At 40.1% G+C, this 21,923-nt stretch carries 16 protein-coding genes and 1 other annotated feature; all 16 genes read right to left on the bottom strand.

Annotation, left to right across the window (positions count from 1 at the left end; genetic code table 11):
* Positions 1 to 3 precede the first annotated feature (3 nt).
* The 16 genes from B2V22_RS01305 to B2V22_RS01230 all read right to left on the bottom strand — a co-directional run bounded on the left by B2V22_RS01305 (position 4) and on the right by B2V22_RS01230 (position 21,330).
* On the bottom strand, positions 4 to 1,281 hold the full coding sequence (locus B2V22_RS01305; RefSeq protein ID WP_290489970.1) for an O-acetylhomoserine aminocarboxypropyltransferase/cysteine synthase family protein: 1,278 nt from the start codon (positions 1,279 to 1,281) through the stop codon (positions 4 to 6).
* A gap of 61 nt (positions 1,282 to 1,342) precedes the next feature.
* Positions 1,343 to 1,593 (bottom strand) — a binding site (T-box leader).
* A gap of 536 nt (positions 1,594 to 2,129) precedes the next feature.
* Complete coding sequence (gene gatB / locus B2V22_RS01300; protein WP_290489969.1) at positions 2,130 to 3,557, bottom strand: Asp-tRNA(Asn)/Glu-tRNA(Gln) amidotransferase subunit GatB; 1,428 nt, start codon at positions 3,555 to 3,557, stop codon at positions 2,130 to 2,132.
* Between the two features lie 15 nt (positions 3,558 to 3,572).
* Entirely contained in the window at positions 3,573 to 5,027 is a 1,455-nt protein-coding gene (gatA, locus tag B2V22_RS01295; RefSeq protein ID WP_290489968.1) for an Asp-tRNA(Asn)/Glu-tRNA(Gln) amidotransferase subunit GatA, read from the bottom strand.
* Entirely contained in the window at positions 5,027 to 5,332 is a 306-nt protein-coding gene (gatC, locus tag B2V22_RS01290; protein ID WP_016897919.1) for an Asp-tRNA(Asn)/Glu-tRNA(Gln) amidotransferase subunit GatC, read from the bottom strand. Before gatC ends, gatA begins: the two co-directional genes overlap by 1 nt.
* A gap of 288 nt (positions 5,333 to 5,620) precedes the next feature.
* The gene (locus B2V22_RS01285) at positions 5,621 to 6,748 is read right to left on the bottom strand and encodes a CamS family sex pheromone protein (RefSeq protein ID WP_290489967.1); all 1,128 of its coding nucleotides are present in this window, start codon (positions 6,746 to 6,748) and stop codon (positions 5,621 to 5,623) included.
* 77 nt (positions 6,749 to 6,825) lie between these two features.
* Complete coding sequence (ligA, locus tag B2V22_RS01280; protein ID WP_290489966.1) at positions 6,826 to 8,838, bottom strand: NAD-dependent DNA ligase LigA; 2,013 nt, start codon at positions 8,836 to 8,838, stop codon at positions 6,826 to 6,828.
* Between the two features lie 33 nt (positions 8,839 to 8,871).
* Positions 8,872 to 11,427, bottom strand: coding sequence for a UvrD-helicase domain-containing protein (locus B2V22_RS01275; RefSeq protein ID WP_396159621.1), 2,556 nt, complete (start codon positions 11,425 to 11,427; stop codon positions 8,872 to 8,874).
* Positions 11,428 to 11,831: 404 nt separating this feature from the next.
* Positions 11,832 to 12,488, bottom strand: a complete 657-nt coding sequence (locus B2V22_RS01270; RefSeq protein ID WP_290489965.1) for a GntR family transcriptional regulator — start codon at positions 12,486 to 12,488, stop codon at positions 11,832 to 11,834.
* Between the two features lie 101 nt (positions 12,489 to 12,589).
* A complete protein-coding gene (locus tag B2V22_RS01265; RefSeq protein ID WP_290489964.1) occupies positions 12,590 to 13,324 on the bottom strand; it encodes a glycoside hydrolase family 73 protein in 735 nt (244 codons plus the stop codon).
* 128 nt (positions 13,325 to 13,452) lie between these two features.
* The gene (locus B2V22_RS01260) at positions 13,453 to 14,172 is read right to left on the bottom strand and encodes an ABC transporter ATP-binding protein (protein ID WP_290489963.1); all 720 of its coding nucleotides are present in this window, start codon (positions 14,170 to 14,172) and stop codon (positions 13,453 to 13,455) included.
* A gap of 3 nt (positions 14,173 to 14,175) precedes the next feature.
* Positions 14,176 to 14,949: an ABC transporter ATP-binding protein gene (locus B2V22_RS01255; protein WP_290489962.1), complete on the bottom strand. Its 774-nt coding sequence runs from the start codon at positions 14,947 to 14,949 to the stop codon at positions 14,176 to 14,178.
* A gap of 2 nt (positions 14,950 to 14,951) precedes the next feature.
* Complete coding sequence (locus B2V22_RS01250; protein ID WP_290489961.1) at positions 14,952 to 15,938, bottom strand: branched-chain amino acid ABC transporter permease; 987 nt, start codon at positions 15,936 to 15,938, stop codon at positions 14,952 to 14,954.
* An 8-nt stretch (positions 15,939 to 15,946) separates the two neighbouring features.
* The gene (locus B2V22_RS01245) at positions 15,947 to 16,825 is read right to left on the bottom strand and encodes a branched-chain amino acid ABC transporter permease (RefSeq protein ID WP_290489960.1); all 879 of its coding nucleotides are present in this window, start codon (positions 16,823 to 16,825) and stop codon (positions 15,947 to 15,949) included.
* A gap of 412 nt (positions 16,826 to 17,237) precedes the next feature.
* Positions 17,238 to 18,431: an ABC transporter substrate-binding protein gene (locus B2V22_RS01240; protein ID WP_290489979.1), complete on the bottom strand. Its 1,194-nt coding sequence runs from the start codon at positions 18,429 to 18,431 to the stop codon at positions 17,238 to 17,240.
* Between the two features lie 134 nt (positions 18,432 to 18,565).
* Positions 18,566 to 19,753 (bottom strand): ABC transporter substrate-binding protein, encoded by a 1,188-nt coding sequence (locus tag B2V22_RS01235; RefSeq protein ID WP_290489959.1) that lies wholly within the window; start codon positions 19,751 to 19,753, stop codon positions 18,566 to 18,568.
* Positions 19,754 to 20,151: 398 nt separating this feature from the next.
* Positions 20,152 to 21,330, bottom strand: coding sequence for an ABC transporter substrate-binding protein (locus B2V22_RS01230; RefSeq protein WP_290489978.1), 1,179 nt, complete (start codon positions 21,328 to 21,330; stop codon positions 20,152 to 20,154).
* Between the last annotated feature and the right edge of the window lie 593 nt (positions 21,331 to 21,923).

The raw sequence follows: 21,923 nt of genomic DNA, 5'->3' as shown, positions 1-21,923 counted from the left end.
ACTTTAAATCGCAGATAATGCTTTATCTAAGTCAGCAATAATATCATCAACATTTTCAATTCCGATAGATAAACGGATTGTTTCGGGTTTAATGCCACCTTTAGCTAATTCTTCTACAGTTAATTGACTATGGGTCATTGAAGCCGGGTGCACCACTAATGATTTAGCATCTCCGACATTCGCTAATAGAGAGAATAATTCTAGATTTTCAATGAATTTAACCCCGCCTTCGTATCCGCCTTTAACCCCGAAGGTAAAGATTGAACCTGCCCCTTTAGGAAGATATTTTTCTTTTAAACCATAATATGGGCTACTTTCTAGTCCTGCATAGTCTACCCATGCTACTTTATCGTGTTGCACTATGAATTTAGCCACTTTCTCTGCATTTTCAACATGACGATCCATACGCACGTGTAACGATTCTAAGCCTTGAACTAATAACCAAGCATTGAAAGGTGAAATTGAAGCGCCAGTATCTCGTAAAAGTGTCGCACGAATTTTTGTAGTATATGCTGCTGGACCGAATGCATCTGCGAAAATAAGATTATTATAAGTTGGATCAGCTTGACTTAAGCCTGGGAACTTATCATTTTGTTTCCAGTCAAACTGTCCACTTTCTACAATTACCCCACCGATTGAAGTACCGTGACCACCAATGAATTTAGTGGCTGAATGGACAACGATATCTGCACCATGTTCAATCGGACGTGATAGATATGGCGTTGCAAAAGTATTGTCAACGATTAATGGAATCCCATGTCTATGCGCCATTTCAGCTAACCCACTAATATCTTCAATATTTCCAGCCGGGTTACCGATTGTTTCTATGAACACTGCTTTGGTATTGTCTTGGATAGCTTGATCCACATTCGTCAAATCACTCGTATCTACAATTGCCACATCGATACCAAAATCCTTGAATGTATGTTCAAATAAGTTGTGACTTCCACCATATAGGTTAGTTGTCGCTACAATATGGTCACCAGCTTTAGTTAAAACTTGAATAGCGTAAGAAATAGCAGCCATACCCGAAGCAACAGCCAAGCCAGCTGTACCTCCTTCTAAAGCAGCTACTCTGGCTTCAAAAACCCCTTGAGTTGGATTTGTGATTCGCGTATAAATATTGCCTCCTTCTGCTAAAGCAAACCGGTTAGCCCCTTGTTCAACATCATCAAAAACATAAGCTGTTGTTTGATGTAAAGGAACGGCGCGTGCGCCTGTTTCATCGATAGATTGGGCAGCATGAATAGCTTGAGTCTCAAATTTATAGTCTTTAGTCATTTTAAATTCCTCCTATAGGTTGTAATGATATACATAAAAAAAGCTTCCATCTCCTGCTTGTGCAAAGGATGAAAGCTACTTCATGGTACCACCTTAATTTATTACATTATCACTAATATAAACTCATAGAGTACGTCAAAAAATCATCATACTCTTCCTTTGTAACGGGGGATACCGAACAATTCTCACCTATTTTTGGCTTAAACTATTATGCTCCTAGACCATTTTCCCCTAATCCCCTTGACCTACTTCCACCAAACATAGGTTCTCTATACAAGTCTCAAAGCGTACTTATCTTATCATCGCGTATTATATATAGCAATTTAGGTATATGATAATGTCATTTTGATGATAAGTCAACTCTTTAATTCTAATCATTTAGCCATTTATATATTTTTTAGAAAATGCTAGTGCACAAATATTATCCTCCAAGAATAGTAACTCCTGTTAAGGATAAATTGTATTCAGCAATTGTTGCTAAATAAGACATGCAATTTTCTTGAATAGTAACCGAGATTTTTCAAAATAATGAGTAACAAGTTACCTGTTCAAAAATTTTGCTAGTCCGATGCTGAAATTACCTAGCATGTCATATCGGTGACAGTGGGTGACTTAAGCACATAAATCTATTACGTGCTTAAGCCCCTGCAGATTGAGTCGTCAGGCAAACCTTGAGACCTTGGCTCAGGGCGGTCTCCCGCTCCTCAAGGCAATGGTAGGTAAAGTGTAGGCGAAGCCTTGCCTATCTCTATACGAATTCGTCTGCAAGCTAACATTTTTGTGAAAATAAAAAAAACGTGTCTGGGTCACCGATTCGGTGGACCAGACACATTTTATTTTATTCAGAATTAGCGCTTGTCTAATTCTTCTGTTAATAATTGATTAACAACTTGTGGATTCGCTTGACCCTTAGTCGCTTTCATAATTTGACCCACTAAGAAACCAGTCGCTTTCTTCTTACCAGCTTTATAGTCATCAATTGATTGTTGGTTGTTATCAAGGATTTCAGTAATCAATGGTAACAATTGTGCTGGATCAGATAATTGTACTAATCCCTCAGCTTCAACTACCTCTTTAGCTGAACCACCTTTATCTGCTAAGACTTTGAATACTTTCTTCGCTTGCTTACTTGAAATAGTACCATCTTCAATCAAGGCAATCATTTCTGCTAATGATTCAGGCGTTAAACCAATTTGGTCTAAGTCTTTCTCATTATCGTTCATGTAAGCATTCACTTCACCCATTAACCAGTTAGAAGCTTGTTTCGGATCAGCGCCAGCTTTCACTGTAGCATCAAAGAAGTCTGACATTTCTAAAGTTTGTGTCAAAATTTGAGCGTCATATTCTGGTAATTCGAAAGTCTCTACATAACGTTTACGACGATCAGCCGGCATTTCTGGTAAGCTGGCTTGAATTTCTTCTAACCAAGCATCAGATACAGTAAATGGCGGTAGGTCTGGTTCTGGGAAGTAACGATAGTCGGCTGCCCCTTCTTTTACACGCATTAATTGTGTTTTACCAGTGTTTTCATCGTAACGACGAGTCGCTTGTTCAATCACACCACCAGCGTTTAAGACTTGTGCTTGACGTTTTTCTTCGTAAGCTAAACCTTTACGAACATAGTTGAATGAGTTCAAGTTTTTCAATTCGTTTTTAGTACCAAATTCTTTTTGACCATAAGGACGTAAAGAAATGTTGGCGTCACAACGCATTGACCCTTCTTCCATTTTTACATCAGAAACGCCTGTGAAACGAATGATTTCACGGATTTTTTCCAAGTAAGCATATGCTTCTTCTGGTGAACGCATATCTGCTTCGGATACGATTTCTAATAGTGGTGTACCTTGACGATTCAAATCAACTAATGAGTCACCCGCACCGTGAATATTTTTACCAGCATCCTCTTCTAAATGAAGACGTTCAATGCGGATTTTTTTCGTTTCACCGTTAACTTCAATTTCAATCCAACCATTTTCACCAATTGGTCGCCATAATTGAGTTGTTTGGTAGGCTTTTGGATTATCTGGGTAGAAGTAGTTTTTACGGTCGAAGTGTTGTACTGGGTTGATTTCACAGTTTAAAGCTGAAGCGGCTTTAATGGCGAATTCAATACCACGACGGTTCATTTTCGGCAGGACACCAGGATAACCGAAGTCAATAACGTTTGTATTTGTGTTAGGTTCTGCTCCAAAGTGAGCGGCAGATGGAGAGAACATTTTTGATTCTGTCTTTAATTCGACATGGACTTCAAGTCCAATGACTGTTTCGTAATTCATGCGTTTTCCTCCCTCTTACTCTGCTGGATGTTTGGTATAAGCGTCATTTACTTGTTCAATAGCATAAGCTGCACGGTAAATTTTTTCTTCTTCGAAACGGTTACCGATAATTTGTAAACCGATTGGTAGACCTTTATCGTCGAAACCAACAGGCATTGATAAACCAGGTAATCCAGCTAAGTTTACAGGAACTGTTAATAAGTCAGCCATGTACATTTCGATTGGATCATCATTCTTCTCACCTAATTTAAAGGCAGTACCAGTAGTTACTGGCGAGACGATTAAATCAACTTCAGAGAAGATGTTATCGAAGGCTTCTTTGATTAACATACGTACTTTAGCAGCTTTCATAAAGTATTCGTCGAAGTTTTCAGAGGCAATTGAGAATGTACCTGTCATTAAACGACGTTTAACCTCGTCACCGAAACCTTCAGTTCTTGTATTGACATACAATTCTTCTAGGTCGTTGAAGTTTTCTGCACGGTAACCGTAACGGATTCCATCGTAGCGTTGTAAGTTTGAAGATGCTTCTGCAGAGGCAATGATATAGTAAACTGGAATACCATATTTCAAGTTTTCGAAGCTGATTTCTTTAACAGTTGCACCAGCATTTTCTAATTGCTTAATTGATGCGCGTACTTGTTCTTTCACTTGATCATCAACTGAATCACCGAAGAACTCTACCGGTACACCAACAGTTAAACCTTGAACCCCATCTTTCATAGAAGCTACATAGTTAGGCACTTCAACATTTGCTGAAGTTGAATCGTGGTCATCATAACCAGCAATTGCTTCTAACATAATCGCGTTATCTTCAACTGTACGGGTCATTGGCCCAACTTGGTCTAATGAAGAAGCAAAAGAGATAACGCCCCAACGTGACACACGACCGTAAGTAGGTTTCATCCCTACAATACCGTTGTATGCCGCAGGTTGACGGATAGATCCACCTGTATCAGTTCCTAACGTTGCCATCACTTGACCAGCTGAAACAGCAGCGGCTGAACCACCTGAAGAACCACCTGGTACACGGTCTGTATCAAATGGGTTGCGGACTGGACCAAAATGAGAAGTTTCATTAGAACCACCCATAGCAAATTCGTCCATATTTAATTTAGCAATATTAATCGCACCTGCTGCAGCTAATTTTTCAGTAACTGTTGCATCATAAATCGGTACAAAGTCAGCTAGCATTTTAGATGCGGCTGTAGTTGTGACGCCGTTTGTTAAAATATTGTCTTTTAATCCAATCGGAATTCCTTGTAATGGTCGGTCAGAGGAGTAACCTTTTTCGTCAGATGCTTTGGCTTTAGCTAAAGCATTCTCTTCGTCTAGAGTGATGACCGCATTGATTGTGTCATTTTCTGCTTTAATACGGCGGATAGCTTCTTCCACTAGTTCAACAGATGTCACTTGGCCTGCTACTAATTTCTCATTTAATGAGCGAATTGTATCTGTAAATTTTTCCATTAAGCGTCGCCTCCATCTGTATCAATAATTGATGGCACTTCGATAAAACCATCGACTGTTGTTTTGGCGTTGATAAATAATTCATCACGCGTTTGCATTTTCACAACTTTATCTTCGCGCATCACGTTTTCAAAATCGACTGCCCAAAACATAGGTGCTACATCGGTAGTATCGATTTCTTGTAATTCTTCAATCATATTTAAAATATTCCCAAATTCTTCAGTAAAGTGAACGACATCTTCATCTTCAACCTTGAATTTAGCTAATTTAGCAATCCGTTTAACTTCTTCTTCAGAAATTGACATAACGGGTTCCTCCTTCATTCTTCAGCTTAGTTTTCGCCTTATTTTACCTGTTTTATTTTAGCACAAACCACTCAAGTCAACAATGTAAATTAAGGTTACATGAGTATTTTCTATAATTTTAATCTTATCCATTGGAAATGGCTTATAAATGCGAATAGACAAGCTTTTTTCATTAAAACTTGCCTATCAAGATGACTATTTGTTGTATGGCTATGAGCCAGCAATAAGTCGCCTACCCCTTTTTCAGTTCAGAAAAAAAGGTGGGTATGTTATAAAATGTTACATATTTTAATCTACGAGTACGTAGTTGAAAGTGTCTGCGTCTTTGCTTCTAGTCAATAGGGCCCGAACGCCATCAGCGGTTACCACTTGAATTTGAATCTCAATATTGTTGTTGAATACTGAGCTTGCGGTTGAAATGGCTTGCTGGGATAAGGCGATGATTTCGCTATAGCCATCGAATTGACTGTTGATGACGATGTTGATGTTTTGTTGCTCGTTATCCTGGTAGTAACCTACCCCTGATAAACCGGATAGTTGCGGATAGAAGCTTTGAATTTGGTCACGGAAGCGGGTGAAGGCTACTGTGTCCTCTTCGTTTGGTGCGTCATCGACTCCGTAAACGACGAAGTCTTGGTTGTAGGTTGACCAGTCACCAAATGAGTTTCCACTTGATGAAACGGCATCTGTTGTATAAGTACCGCCACCTAGATCACCAGATGCTTCGTTTTCAAAGATAGCTACATGGATCGGTGTGTCCGCGTAAGCTTCGTTTTCACGAATGTCAGCGACGATGGTTTCAGCCATCTGCTTCCCATGTTCGATACGCTCTTCAGAGGTAATTTCCACTTCTTCGCTGTCTGAATCAGAGTTGAAGGTATCTGAATAGTTCATTCCTAAACCGATTGAAATCCCTGCGATATTCCCGTCCTGATCAACGAAATCGTATTCCATAATGGTGTTTAAATAGCGGGATTCAAACCCGTCTATAGTGGTCGATTCATAACCGGACGGATTTAGGCCATCTGGATTTTCGTCCGATTGGGCTGTTAAATAAGTCAAGGTCTGGTCCTCGCCGATGACTTGTCCTTCTTGGAGCGAGTAGTCTTCAGTGGCGAAAATATTCTTGGCTAGGTCATACAAGCCGCGCTCTAAATTCTCCGCATTGGCTTGTGAAGATACCCCCGCTGTAATTCCTGAAGCAGAATTGGTTTGGTAAGTGCCGTCACTAATGTATGACGAGTAGTATTCTGTCGACAGTTGGCTTGTTTGTGTTTGTTGTTCTTCATTAGTAGATGAAGTTTGGCTGGCTGAACCTACTGATTCGGTTGAATCCGCTTGGTCATTTTGACAGGCTGCTAGGGCCAAGGTCGCCACCAATAATATGGATAATGTTTTGAGTTTTTTTATTTTCAATACGGCATTCCCTTTCTTAACTTGGTATTCTCCCCAATCACAAGCTCCCATTTTCTTCTTTCTATTGGTCTATTATATTATAACTTGTCGACCATGTCTTGTTCAGAAAATACAGTAATGCCTAAGTTTTCTGCTTTGGCCAATTTTGACCCTGCATCTTCCCCAGCAACTAGGATATCCGTCTTCTTAGAAACGGACCCTGTAACGTTACCTCCTAAGGCTTCGATAGCTTTCTTAGCCTCCGGTCTTGTGTATTGAGATAATTTTCCAGTTAGGACGACTGTTTTGCCGGCCCAGAAAGAATCGATGGCTTCAACTTCTGCTTTAACTGGCCCCTTGTACTGCATGTTGACACCATTTTCAACTAAAGAGTCAATGGTTGCGCGCGCGCCGTCTGTGGCAAAAAAGGCAACTATGGAATCCGCGATGGTCTCCCCAATCCCTTCAATACTGGTTAAATCGCTGATTTCCTTGGTCATAATTTCTTGCATGCTTGGGTACACTTCAGCAATCTGACGAGCAGCCTTAGCACCAACGTGACGAATGCCTAAACCAAATAATAAGCGCTCAAGTGAATTTTCTTTAGACTCTTCAATAGCTTGGATAATCTTATCCGACGCCTTGTCCCCAACCTTGTCTAAGGCCATCAACTGGTCTTTCTTGACTTGGTATAAATCAGCGGGACTATGGACATTGGCCTTGTCATACATTTGTTCTAGGACAGATGGGCCAACACCAGTAATATTCATAGCGTTTCGAGATACGAAATGGTACAGCTTCTCTTTTGCTTGGGCTGGACAAGCTGGGTTCACACATCTCAAGGCCACTTCATCCTCTAAATGGACTAGGTCGCTATGGCAAACCGGACAAGTCGTTGGTTTTGGATACGGCGTTGAATCTTCCGGTCGCTTGTCTAAAACAACCGTCACCACTTCTGGAATAATATCTCCAGCTTTATGGATAATCACTGTATCTTTTAGGCGGATATCTTTGGCTTCAATCAGGTCCATATTGTGGAGGCTAGCCCGTTGAACAGTTGATCCGTCTAATAAAACTGGTTCCATAATGGCAGTTGGGGTCACTACACCAGTACGCCCAACCGTCCATTCGATATCACGGATAGTCGTTTCCACTTCTTCGGCTTGGAATTTGTAGGCGATAGCCCATTTCGGCGCCTTAACTGTGTAGCCTAAAGTTTCTTGGTCGCTGAAATCGTCTACTTTGATGACAATCCCATCAATTCCATAAGACAATTCGTGACGTTTAGCAGTCATTTCTTCAATATAGGCTTGTATTTCTTCAAAAGTTTCACACACTCTGGTTAGCGGGTTTACGCGCAAGCCATATTCTGGGAAATGTTTGAACAAGTCTTGTTGGCTCTTGATCGGTAATTGGTCAGAAAAGACCCCTGAATATAAGAAAATATTCAAATTACGACTGGCTGTGACTTTTGAATCCAATTGGCGGATAGATCCAGCCGCTGAATTCCTTGGGTTAGCGAAAGTCGGCAAGCCCGCTTCTTCACGTTTTTCATTTAAAGCCAAAAAGGCATCCTTAGGCATGTAGATTTCGCCACGCACCTCGATATCAATATCCTGGCGGAGTTTCATTGGGACGGATTTAATGGTCCGAACATTGTTGGTAATATCTTCCCCAACAAACCCGTCACCCCGAGTGGCTGCCCGGACGTAACGGCCGTTTTCATATTGAATGGCTACGGACAAGCCGTCGATTTTTAATTCACAGACAAAGCGTACTTGGCCATTGACATTCTTTTGGGCATCTTCAACGAACTTGGCCACTTCGTCAAAATTGAAGGCATTACCTAGGGACATCATAGGTTGTGAATGGGTTACCTTGGTAAAGGCTTCACTTACAACGTCCCCCACCCGTTGTGTTGGTGATTCAGCTTGAATAAAGGTCGGGTACTTGGCTTCTAAATCCTGCAACTCACGGTAAAGTTTGTCGTATTCGGCATCTGAAATCGTTGGATTATCTAAGGCATAGTATTGGTAGGCATAGTCATTCAAGAGATGGGTTAAAGCTTCAATACGGGCAACATCAATACTTTGTTGGTCATCCTTTGTCATCGTTCAATCTCCTTTTATTCCGTGATGGATAATTTAAGCTTGTTTCTCAATTGGGGCGAAGGCAGATAATAGACGCTTGATCCCTTGATTAGGGAAAGCGATATCTAACTCTTGGTCGTTGCCAGTTCCTGAAACCTTGACAACTGTTCCAACACCCCATTTTTTGTGGACGGCTTTATCGCCGATAGCCCAAGTTACTGGACCGTCCACTGTTTGAATATCTTTATTAGCAGTAACTGGGTCAAATACTGACCGCTTCGCTTCTTTCTTGCGTTCATAGTAAGACTTGGCATTGGCTCTTTCATAGGTGTTGGACGCCCGTTTACGTTTGCTGGCATAATCCGCCGCAAACGTTGAGCCTGATGAACCGGAACCTGATGAGTTGCTGCCACCAAATGGTAAGTCTGATTGACTGCCACCATATGGTTGGAAAACAGACCGCTCATTTTCGCTGTCGTCTAATAATTCATCATCAATTTCTGCGATAAATCGCGAAACTGGGTTGGATTGGTATTTCCCGTAAAGTAACCGCGACAATGAATTGGTTAAGTATAATTTCTCTTCCGCTCGGGTGATGCCTACATAAGCAAGTCGGCGTTCCTCTTCAAGTTCAGACTCTTCCTTGGCAGCACGGGCTAGTGGGAACATGCCCTCTTCCATCCCAATAATGAAAACAATTGGGAATTCAAGCCCTTTAGCCGCATGGAGGGTCATCAAGGTCAATTCCCCTTGTTGGTCAATTTCTTGGTTGTCTAAATCTGATACCAATGATAAGTCCGTGATAAAGCCCATCAAGGCATCATCTTCAGCTGGATTGTTGTCAATCACACCATCAAGTGCTGCTTGAATCCCTTCAAGATCGAATAAATTGAAGCTTCCATCTGGATTGAGTGGGTTATCTGCCGGATTGACGTCGATTTGATTGAGGTTGGCTTCTTGTAATTCTGCCGGCCGGTCCGCTTCTTCTTGGGCCGCAATTTGTGCTGCTTGTTCACGGTCTTCTTGCTCAGCTTCCCAACGTTTATCGAACTCTTGGGTTACCGAAATGAACTCGTGAATGTTGTCGATTCGGGCGTCAGCTTCAAGTGTTTTTTGATTTTCCAAGTCTTTTAAATAGCCGGTTTGCGCTAAAATTTCCTCGACTAAATCTTGGATTGCTAAGAATTCGCGTTGTGCTTGGAGATCGGCCATCATCTTACCGAAAGCCTTTAGATTCGTAGCACCTTTACCAGTGATTGGTGAATGGTCGACTAGGGTTGCCGCCTGTAAAAGGGAAATCCCTTGCTGGCTGGCGAATATGTTTAATTTATCTAGGGTTCCTGGTCCAATACCACGTTTAGGTACGTTGATAATCCGCGTAAATGATAGGTTGTCAGACGGATTGGCCAGTAGACGTAGGTAAGCTAGAATGTCTTTAATTTCCTTACGGTCGTAGAATTTTAGACCACCGACAATTCGGTAAGGCATGTTGGCTTTGACCAAATTCTCCTCCATTACACGGGACTGGGCATTGGTTCTATACAGGATGGCAATGTCTCCGTAACGCTTGTTTTGTCTTTTGATAGCATCTTTAATTTTACCGATGACATAGTTGGACTCGTCACGCTCATTTTGCGCCCGATAATAAGAAATCAATTCACCTTGGTCATTATCTGTCCAAAGGGTCTTATCCTTACGATAGGTGTTTTTATTGATGACATTATTGGCCGCCTGCAAGATATTTTTAGTAGATCGGTAATTTTGTTCCAATAGGATAGTGGTTGATTTTGGGTAATCCTTTTCGAAGTTCAAGATATTTTCCATATTGGCACCACGCCAACCATAAATAGACTGGTCCGCGTCCCCTACCACACAAACGTTGTGGAAGTAGTCACCTAATTGTTTTACTAATTTATATTGAGCTTCATTGGTATCTTGGTACTCGTCCACGTGGATATAGTGGAACTTTTGTTGGTAGTACTTCAAGATATCTGGTTGTTGGTCGAATAATTTAACGGTATACATGATTAAATCATCGAAATCGAAAGATTGCGCTGCTTGTAGCCCTTTTTGGTAGCGTTCGTATACATCCGCCACCACGTCTTCGATGTAGCCAGAATAATTTTGACGGTAGTCGTCAGGCAGCATTAAGTTATTTTTCGCATCAGAAATACGCCCTAACAACATTTTATAAGAAAACTTGTCCTTGTCTAAGTTCAATTCCTTAATAATACGTTTGATTAGGGTTTGTTGTTCAGATGGATCCGCAATGGTAAATGACCGCATAAAGCCAATTGCTTCCGCTTCTCGTCTTAAAATTCGTACACACATAGCGTGGAAAGTAGATACCCACATATCGTTAGCGTCAGGTCCTACAAGGGCAGACACCCGTTCTTTCATCTCTTTAGCGGCCTTGTTGGTAAAGGTAATCGCTAAAATATTCCAAGGATTTACATCTTTCTCACTTAAAATATATGCCATGCGGTGGGTCAAAACACGTGTCTTCCCACTACCCGCACCAGCCATAATTAATAGCGGCCCTTCGGTATGCTCAACAGCTTCCTTTTGTCGATCATTAAGCCCCTTCGTAAATCGATTCAATGCCATCATTAGGCCACCTTTCCCGTATAGTTTCACTGTTAAGGATACCATTAATAGAACACCTGTTCAACGAAAACAAGGTGTGAGCGAGACCGCTTAGCTCAACAACACTGGAAGATTAGTCTAGTGACTGACGTAGTCAGTTGAAAACTAATCTGAAGTGGACTTGAGCTGGTCGAGGGAGTCCGATTATAGCGCAAAGTCGGACATCCTTCGCCTTCCACTTTATTTAATTAGTTACGATTGATACTCAATATTCAGCATGGTTTTTTTCAATTTTATTATGGTTACATAGATCATTTACAATTCCTGTTAGCTCATTAATCCTAATTAGTGAATGTTTAGTAAAACGCTTTTTTCCAGCCGAAGGTTAAAGGCATAAAAAGACGAACCTTTTAAGATTCGTCTCTCACTTATTTATTAATTTGATAAAGAATTAATTGGTTTATCCAGATGCGGGCTTGTTTACGCGCCATCGCATAATCTTTATGTACTAAAGCTTTCAGCATCGTTGGATAGATTTCTTTTAAATCATTCGCTTCTCGTTTGAAGGCTGAGTGGTCTTCCTTGGCTTCTTTTATGTACAATTCATGTAGGGGTTGAATTGTATTCAAGGTAACTTGCCTAAAGTATGAATTCGGATAGAAGGATACCAAATAGGTAAACATTTTGAATTCAGTATCAAAGTAAGATTCCAAGTCATATGCTGCAAGTGATTCAGAAATATTTTGTTTCAATTCTTCAACGCGTTCGGTGTCTACTTGGACATCTTTATTTTGCATTTGCTGGAAGAGATTCATCGTTAACAATTCAATAAATTGTAGACGTTCCACAATTGCTCGTGCGTTTAGTGCATTTTTCGCTACTACCGCACCTTTGTATTGTTCAATACGAATATAATCTTCTTCAGCAAGTTGTGCCATGGCTTTTCGAACCGGCGTACGACTCATGCCTAGCGTTTCTGCAATTTCGACTTCTTTTAAGTGTGTATCTGGTAATAGCAAATTACTATCAATTTGTTCCTTTAGGTATTGATATGCAATGTCCTTATAGCTCTTAGTCTTTGCCACGGTTTTACCCCCTGTAAAAAGTACAATATACCGAAATATTGTTCATCTTTTATAATACACTTGAATAGCAACCATTGCAAATGAATTTTCTTTCACTTATCCTATTGAACCTGGTTATCAAACCGAGTTAATTCGTATCTTTCTATCACATCTATCAAAGATTCCGCATAATTAGGATCGGTAGCATACCCCGATTCTTGCAAGGCATAGGCAGCTTCTTTATACGAGCTTGCATTCAAAACACCACTATAATGTGTTTCATTCCATGAAGTGCCATTTGCAAGTAACCTTCCGTGATCAGCTACTGATTCTTCCCAAGATGTATAGACCCGGAAAGGCTCATCCACCGTAATATATCGGCCATTCACAAATTCTTGTGTGGGTAAATCTACACTTGGGTCATTCGGGCTATATGATTTACGACCAAATAAATTAAAATACTCACTAGATAATTGACTTCTACCAAAATTAGATTCCAATACTGCTTGGGCAGTGACAATACTTGGTAATACGTGAGATTCGGGGTATTCAGTTACTGCATATTGACCGATTAAATCCACAAATTCTTGGTCTGTATATACCATTTCCACTTCTTCACTGGAGGTCTCACTTGACGAGGGTACGCCTTGATAGTCTTGGGAAAGGAAAAATAGCATTAATCCAAGAATTGCAAGTGTTCCTAACCATATTTCTTTACGACGTTGCGCACGTTTCTTCTTCGAAAGATATCGTGTTTTTTTATATTTTCTTTTTTTGAAAATTAGCCTGAATACTTGTTGATACCCTTTCAACCAACCATTTAATCTGCGCCTTTTTTGCTTCTTTTTATTTGCCAAAATATTGTCACCTCCTCGCATACATCTCTTTTTGGCCATAATTGGTCCATTTTTCCCTTGCATTATACATAAAAAGCGTTGAGTAAACCACTACGATTACTCAACGCTTATATTAAGATTCTTTAAATCTATAACATTGCCCCACCAAGATAAGCTTCTTGTACTTTCTCAGAGGTTAACAATTCTTGACCAGATCCTGATAATAAAATCTTACCCGTTTCCATTACGTAAGCACGGTCAGAGATGCTTAATGCTTGCTTGGCATTTTGTTCAATCAATAGAACAGTTGTACCAGCCGCATTGATTTCTTCGATGATGTTGAAGATTTGTTGGATGAATAATGGCGCTAACCCCATTGAAGGCTCATCTAACAATAATAATTTTGGTTTAGCCATCAAGGCTCTTGCCATAGCCACCATTTGTTGTTCCCCACCAGATAAAGTGGCCGCGTCTTGGTTTAAACGCTCTTTGATGATGGGGAAGTATTCAAATGATTTTTCCATGTCTTCTTTTAAGCCATCGCGGTCTTTACGGGTGTAAGCACCCATTAAAAGGTTCTCTTTAACAGACATCCCTTTAAATACATGACGACCTTCAGGTACTTGAGAAATCCCAGCTTTTACAATTTTCATTGCGTTTGATTTCAAGATATCTTGTCCTTCATAAAGGATTTGTCCGCTTTTGGCTGGTTTTATACCTGAAATCGTGCGTAATGTTGTTGACTTACCTGCACCATTGGAACCGATTAGGGAAACAATCTCGCCTTGATTGACCTCAAAGCTGATGCCTTTAATCGCTTCAATCATACCGTATGAGACTTTCAAATCTTTTACTTCTAACATTGTCATATTTTACTCGCCTCCTAAGTACGCTTTGATAACAGCTGGATTACTTTGGATTTCGCTTGGTGTACCATGGGCGATCAATTTACCGTATTCCAATACGTAGATACGTTCACATACATTCATTACAAGAGACATATCATGTTCGATAAGGACAACTGTAATGTCGAAATCTTTTTGAATTTGACGGATCAATTCAGTTAAGTTAGCTGTTTCATTTGGGTTCATCCCTGCAGCTGGTTCATCCAAGAATAAGATCTTTGGTTCGGTCGCTAAGGCACGAACGATTTCTAGACGACGTTGTTGACCATATGGCAAGTTTTTCGCTTTTTCATATAGTAAATCCTGAAGGTTAAAAATACTAAGTAATTCGATTGCACGTTCCTTTAATTCTTCACGATTTTTGTAGAAAGCTGGCGTACGTAAAACACTAGACAAGAAGCTAGCGCCGTGTTTAGTATGTAAAGCTACTAACACGTTGTCTAAAACAGTCAACTGACCAAATAAACGGATATTTTGGAAGGTTCTTGCTAAACCATAGCGGTTGATTTCACTTGGCTCTTTACCGTTTAAAACCACATCACCTTCGTCAGTTGATAATTTTACTTCACCTGAACTTGGCTCATAAACACCAGTCAGCAAGTTGAATAAGGTTGTTTTACCTGCACCGTTAGGGCCGATAAGTCCAACCAATTCATTCTTTTCTAATTCAATATTTACATTTGACACAGCGGCTAACCCGCCAAAATTTTTATTTAAATCTTTAATCGTCAATAATGACATGGTTACGCCTCCTCTTTATCAGAATCTTTTTTCTTGCGGTTGAATAATTTAGTGAATTGTAATTCGTAATCACCCATTAAACCAGACGGCTTGAATACCATGATGGCGATGATTGCGATACCGTATACAACCATACGTAATTGACCTAAAGGCGCTAAAACTGAGTTTAGTAGACCTAAAGCGATGGCTGCAACGAATGAACCTGTTACTGATCCGATACCACCGAATACAACGATGATTAACACGTCGATTGAACGCTGGAAAGTGAATTGTGATGGGTTGATTACTGAGAAGTAACCTGCGTATAAAGTACCTGCGATTGAAGCAGTTACAGCACCGATTACAAAGGCGATGATTTTATACTTAGTTGTTTTAACTCCAACCGATTCAGCAGCGATTTCATTTTCCCGAACGGCAATAGTCGCACGTCCTGGACTAGAGTGGATGTAGTTTACAACGAATAATGTTGTTAAAACGATGAAGATAAATAAAGTAATCCACGTTACGTTCATTGGAATACCTGAAATACCAGCGGCACCGTTAGTGATTTCCAAGTTTTGGATGATGATACGGATAATTTCAGAAGCCCCTAAAGTTGCAATCGCTAAGTAGTCACCTTTCAAACGTAAGGTAGGAACCCCTACGATTAAAGCAACGATAGCTGCTAAAACAGCCCCAGCGGCCATACCAGCATAGAAACCCACTGGTCCTGGAATTTGCGTTGAAAGGATGGCACCAACATAGGCACCAATGGCCATAAATCCAGCGTGACCAAGCGAGAATTGTCCAGCATAGCCTACTACTAAGTTCAAACCAACAGCTAGGATCATATTAATCCCAATTGTCACCATAATATTTTGATAGAACGACGTTACTAATCCCATTAAATAGGCTGCCATGATTAAGAAGAAAAGTCCCAAAATCACACAAATCCAAGTAATTGTTGATTTAGTAAAGAAGTTTTTTGCCCATGATTCTTTTTTCATCATACACCCTCCTATACTTTCTCTTGTGTGCCTTTACCTAACAATCCGCTAGGTTTGAAGACTAAAATAATAATCAAAATGAAGTAAACGGCAGCGTCACGCCAAGTAGATAAACCAATCATAGATACCATTGATTCAACCACACCGATTAAAACCCCACCTAACATGGCACCAGGAATTGATCCGATACCACCTAAAACAGCTGCTACGAAGGCTTTAATACCAGGAGTTAACCCCATTGTTGGTGAAATAGAGTTATAGTAGATACCTACCAAGACCCCACCAGCACCAGCTAAGGCAGAACCAATAGCGAAGGTAAAGGAAATAATGCTATCTACAGAGATACCCATTAAACGCGCTGCATCGGCATCTACAGATACTGCTCGCATCCCTTGTCCCATTTTCGTTTGACGAACAGTGTATTGTAAGGCAATCATCAAGATAATCGTTACAATGAAGATCACTACTTGTTGTGTTGAGATCGTAAATAAACCAAAATCCAGTGATAAGTTTGGTAATGATGTAGGGAAAGCACGTACTTCTGGTCCTACATAATAAATCATGAAGTTTTGTAATAGGTAAGAAACCCCGATTGCCGTAATTAAGGCCGCTATACGGGTTGATTTACGTAATGGTTTGTAGGCCACCCGTTCAATAATTACCCCTAAAATAGCTGTAAAAATCATTGTTAAAATAAGTGCAGGAACGATATTCAACCCTAATCCTGTAATCAACCAGAAACCAAAAAACGCCCCAACCATATAGACATCACCGTGCGCGAAGTTAATCAAGCCGATAATCCCATATACCATTGTATAACCTAATGCCATAAGGGCATAAATACTACCCAAAGAGAGTCCGTTTACAAGCTGTTGCAAAAACATCTCCATTTATTTCACTTCCTTTTCTTTTTTTTGAATACTTGTGAGTTGCCCCACAGCAAATATAATCAAACATTATATTTGTTGATCATTATTAATAAAGTATGTATTTACTCATGTAACATTTAATCTTTTCAAATTTTGGTCGTACCCGCCATAGCAGAAGTTGACCTCGTTACCGCAAATACTATAAGAATAAGACTGGTTTTATTATAAGAATATGCCAATTCTTATGCAATCTTTTTTAATAATTTTCTAATTTTGTTTTAAATCCGTAATATTTTTGACAATGTTAACGCTTTATTCCTTCATTTTTCAACATAAAATAAGGGAAGTCCTAGTATCTAAAAGACAAACATGTACAAAGTTTGCATTTCATCTAGAACTTCCCAAATTTGTTTTTTATTAAATGGTCAGACTACTATTCACTCACGATGTCGTCTGGCGAGATTGTAGTAGAACCTACAACTTCACCTTCTTGCATTTCTAGAATGTAAGCTGTCTTGATTGGATTATGTTGGTCATCAAAAGAGAATGTACCGGTAGCACCTGCAAACTCTTCTGTTTCTGCAATTGCAGCTGTTACTGCAGCTGGATCACTTGACCCTGCACGTTCAATAGCGTCAATTGCTAAGTTGGCAGCATCGTAACCTAAAGCAGCAAACATGTCTGGTGTTTTACCGTATTCAGCTTCATATGCTTCAATAAATTCTGCCGTAGCTTCTGTTGACCCTTCACCAGTTGTATAGTGAGAAGTGTAGTAGAAGTCGGTAACATTTTCCGCACCCGCTAAATCAATAAACTCTTGGCTACCAAAACCATCTGGCGCCAGAATAACTGCGTCAATTCCCTTTTCACGTGCTTGTTTAACGATTGGACCACCCTCTGAATAGTAACCAGCTATAAAGATTACATCCGGATCGTCAGAAGCAATGTTATTTAGGATTGAATTGAAATCAGAATCACCTGCAATGTATGACTCATTTGCAACAATGTTTCCCTGGAACTCTTCTTCAAACGTAGCAGATAAGTTCTGTCCGTAATCAGTTGAATTGTCTTGAATAATTGCGGCAGTTTCATAACCTTCACCATTAGCAAAACTTGCAAGTGCCGAACCCTGGAAAGCATCTTGGAATGCTACGCGGAAAACGTACTCTAATGTATTACCAGAACTATCAACTGTCAAGGTATCACCTGTCGCAGCTGGGGCAATCATTGGGATTTCAGCATTTGTTCCAGTTGGAATTTGTGCTTCAAATGCACCGGTTGTTGCTGGCCCGATAATCATCTGTACATTCTCTTCATCAATCAAGCGTGTTGCTGTATTGGCAGACTCATTGGGATCAGTACGGTTGTCAGCTTCAACATATTCGATCGTTTGACCGTTAATGCCACCGGCGTCATTCGCCAGTTTAAAAGCTAATTTAACCCCTTCATTTGCCGGGCCACCATAGGCTGCACCAGCACCAGATAAGTCCCAGTTACCACCAATCTTGATAGTATCTCCACTACTCTCGCTAGTTGAACTTGCGTTGTTGGATGTTTGCGTCACTGAACCACAGGCCGCCAACATCATTAAAGAACCCAGTGCTAAAAGCATTTTTTTCATTTTCATCATAAATCCCTCCAAAATTTTATATTTGGAACAATAAAGATAAGACTAACATTAGTATAAGTCGGTTCTTTCTAAAAAGCAATTTATTTTTAATTTTATTTTAATGTTTCTAAGATTTTATTTATAAATTAAATTTAGTTAGCAACATCTTCTGGACTTACCGCTGAAGAACTTACTTCTTCACCATTTTCCATTTCGATGATGTATGCAGTTTTCACTGGGTTGTGGTTTTCGTCAATCGAGAATGTACCAGTTACCCCTTCAAAGTCAGTTGTTTCAGCTAAGGCATCTGTGATCGCTTGACGGTCATCCTCGCCAGCACGTTCAGCTGCATCTGCTACTAAGTAAGCTGCGTCATAGCCTAATGCATCAAACATGTTTGGTGTTGAACCATATTCTGCTTCGAACGCTTCTACGAATTCAGTTGTTTTATCTGTGGCACCTTCACCAGTTGTGTAGTGAGCTGTGTAGTAAAAGTTATTCACGTTTTCAGCACCTGCTAATTCAACGAATTCTTCTGCCCCAAAACCATCTGGTGCTAAGATTGCAGATTCAATACCCATTTCACGAGCTTGTTTCACAATTGAACCACCTTCAGTATAGTAACCAGCGATAAAGATGACATCTGGGTCCTTAGAAGCGATGTTGTTTAAGATTGAGTTGAAGTCAGTATCACCTGAAACATAAGATTCAGTTCCAACTACTTCACCTTCAAAGATGTCATCGAATTCAGCTGCTAAGTTTTGACCATAGTCAGAAGAGTTATCTTGGATGATCGCCGCAGTTTCATAACCTTCTTGATTAGCAAATTCCGCTAATACAGAACCTTGGAAAGCATCTTGGAACGGGACACGGTATACGTATTCTAAAACATTGCCAGAGCTATCTAATGTTAAAGAGTCACCTGTCGCTGCTGGTGCAACGATTGGCACACTTGCATCAGTTGCTGTTTGGATTTGCGCTTCAGTTGAACCTGTTGTATCAGAACCAACTAAAACTGAGATGTTTTCTTCATCAATTAAACGCGCAGTTTGCGTAGTTGATTCAGTCGCATCTGACTTGTTGTCTACAGAAATGTAGTTCACTTCTTTACCTAAGACACCACCGTCTTCATTAATTTCTTTGAAAGCTAAGGCTGCACCATCATTAATCGCAGTACCGTAAGCTGAAAAGGCACCTGATAAACCAAAGTTACCACCAACGTTAAAAGTTTCGTTGTCTGCAGTGTTTGAACCGCCTGAATTGCTAGTAGAAGTGGCAGCGCCACAAGCAGCCAAAGTGACGGTAGATAGTAAAGTTAAAGCTAATTTTTTAAATTTCATCTATATGTCCTCCCCAGAACGTAATTGACTTTATTTTTGTCTCATATTTAAACACTAACGCCACACCACTATTTGTTATTTACCATAAAAAAAACGACAGCCTCTTCAGGACCGTCGTTCTAACCAAGGTCCCACTTGAACGAGAAATAGGACCCTACACATTTGTAGAATCCCCTTAGTTAATAATAATAATGATGTTAGCAAAAGTTGGCGAAACAAGATTATTGACATTGTATAATTGTTTTACAGCTGTTCTCATCTTGTTTCACTTCCTTTCTAATTTGTTCTTAATGAGTTGTTATTAATATAGCAAAGTTTAGAAATGGTTACAAGCCTTTTATGAGAAATTTGCTAGAAAATCCAGAAATTCTTTTTTCCCATTCTTAAAGTAATAAAAACTATTCTGGCGCTACTGCAGTTGATCCAACCACTTCATTATTTTGAATCTCTTGAATGTAGGCTGTTTTATTTGGTGTATGGTCTTCTTTCATTGTGATTGCACCAGTCACCCCTTGGAAATCAGTGGTATTCGCGATTGCTTCAGCAATGGCTTGGTTATCTTCAGAACCCACTTCTTCTACCGCATTTGCGTATAGGTAAACTGCGTCATAACCTAAGGCTGCAAACTCATCAGGTGCTTTACCGTAAGCTTCTTCAAAGGCTGCTGAGAATTCTTGAGAGGCTTGAGAAGCATCTTCATCTGAAGCGAAATGAGACACATAATAGATGTCATTCATGTTTTCTTCACCCGCAAGTGAGCTTAACTCTTCTGAGGCCAAACCATCCGGTCCAACAATTGCTGCTTCAATACCCATTTCACGGGCTTGTTTGATGATTGTTCCCGCTTCAGTATAGTAACCGGCAATGAAGATGACATCCGGATTTTTAGATTTAATATTCGTCAGGATAGATGAGAAATCTGTATCTCCTGACACATAAGATTCAGTTGCTACAACTTCCCCTTCAAAAGCGCCTGTAAATTCGTCTGATAGAATTTGTCCGTAATCTGAAGAGTTATCTTGCATCACCGCTGCCGTTTCATAGCCTTGGTCATTTGAAAAACGTGCAATCGCGCCCCCTTGGAAGGAGTTTAGGAAGGCTACTGAGAACCCATATTCATAAGCTTCGCCATTTGAATCTAAGGTCGCTCCATCACTTGTTACCGCTGGCCCAATAAATGGCACTTGCGCTTGTGTAGCTGCATTAATTTGTGCTTGGAAGTTGGCAGTTAATGATGGTCCAATAATCGCTGATACGCCCTCTTCATCAATCAGACGTGCCGCCGCTGACGCTGATTCATTGGCATCCGACTTATTATCCGCTTCAACATACTCAATTTGCTTGCCGTCGATCCCACCAGCTTCGTTGATTTCTTCAACTGCTAACTTCGCCCCGTTATTAATATCATTACCATAACCAGCAGCAGAACCCGTCAACTCAAAGTTCCCACCAATTTTAATCGTGTCCTCACTCGTGTTTGAATTCGAACTAGAAGTCTGCGTCAAATTCCCACAACCCGCAATCACCATTGTTGACAGCAACATGACTGAGAAACGTTTAATCCCTTTAATATTCATCATAAATCCTCCTATATCTCCACTACTAATTATATTTTTAATATGAATGCCGATTACCTTTTTTTGAAAAGGGCATCCCTTCACTCAAAATATTCCCCTTCATTCTCGTCACTCTTCCTAGCTAACTGGTCCCAATAAAAAAGCCGGCGCTTCGTGAGATACGAGCCACCGGCTAATTAGCTAGGCCCATATTTCATGGAAAAAAGGACCCTACATCATGTTGTAGAACCCTAACTAAGCTAATAAAAGTAATAAAGATGCGTGAGAAATAGTAAGCGGGTTTGAGGCCCAAATAGCTACTGATGATGATTTTGTGTTCATTTTAGTCATGGTACCTCGCTCCTTTTCGTTTTTCTGAGTTATCTATAATATAACAAATTAAATTCTAATAATAAAGCTTTATTTTAATCATTTTATCATTATTTTTCGAAATTTCATTGCCAATCCACTAATTCCTTCTACATTGATCGTCACTATTTCAACTTTTGTACCAGTTGCAACCCTTCCATGGCTGATTAACATCTAAGGTTTGGTTTGGCTTACTTTACAGATTAAAGAGGGCTGTCTCGATTATGAACTGCCCCCTGTCAAGT

This window comes from Aerococcus sp. UBA6277, assembly GCF_002440555.1.
In the GTDB taxonomy this organism is placed as follows: domain Bacteria; phylum Bacillota; class Bacilli; order Lactobacillales; family Aerococcaceae; genus Aerococcus.
This window is presented reverse-complemented; position numbering and strand designations above follow the sequence as displayed.

Bases quoted from the DNA above. Each gene is read 5' to 3' on its own strand.
- B2V22_RS01240 (WP_290489979.1), bottom strand. From the start codon at position 18,431: ATGAAAATGAAAAAAATGCTTTTAGCACTGGGTTCTTTAATGATGTTG.
- ligA (WP_290489966.1), bottom strand. From the start codon at position 8,838: ATGACAAAGGATGACCAACAAAGTATTGATGTTGCCCGTATTGAAGCT.
- B2V22_RS01260 (WP_290489963.1), bottom strand. From the start codon at position 14,172: ATGACAATGTTAGAAGTAAAAGATTTGAAAGTCTCATACGGTATGATT.
- B2V22_RS01275 (WP_396159621.1), bottom strand. From the start codon at position 11,427: ATGATGGCATTGAATCGATTTACGAAGGGGCTTAATGATCGACAAAAG.
- B2V22_RS01245 (WP_290489960.1), bottom strand. From the start codon at position 16,825: ATGGAGATGTTTTTGCAACAGCTTGTAAACGGACTCTCTTTGGGTAGT.
- B2V22_RS01250 (WP_290489961.1), bottom strand. From the start codon at position 15,938: ATGATGAAAAAAGAATCATGGGCAAAAAACTTCTTTACTAAATCAACA.
- B2V22_RS01255 (WP_290489962.1), bottom strand. From the start codon at position 14,949: ATGTCATTATTGACGATTAAAGATTTAAATAAAAATTTTGGCGGGTTA.
- gatC (WP_016897919.1), bottom strand. From the start codon at position 5,332: ATGTCAATTTCTGAAGAAGAAGTTAAACGGATTGCTAAATTAGCTAAA.
- gatA (WP_290489968.1), bottom strand. From the start codon at position 5,027: ATGGAAAAATTTACAGATACAATTCGCTCATTAAATGAGAAATTAGTA.
- gatB (WP_290489969.1), bottom strand. From the start codon at position 3,557: ATGAATTACGAAACAGTCATTGGACTTGAAGTCCATGTCGAATTAAAG.
- B2V22_RS01230 (WP_290489978.1), bottom strand. From the start codon at position 21,330: ATGAATATTAAAGGGATTAAACGTTTCTCAGTCATGTTGCTGTCAACA.
- B2V22_RS01235 (WP_290489959.1), bottom strand. From the start codon at position 19,753: ATGAAATTTAAAAAATTAGCTTTAACTTTACTATCTACCGTCACTTTG.
- B2V22_RS01305 (WP_290489970.1), bottom strand. From the start codon at position 1,281: ATGACTAAAGACTATAAATTTGAGACTCAAGCTATTCATGCTGCCCAA.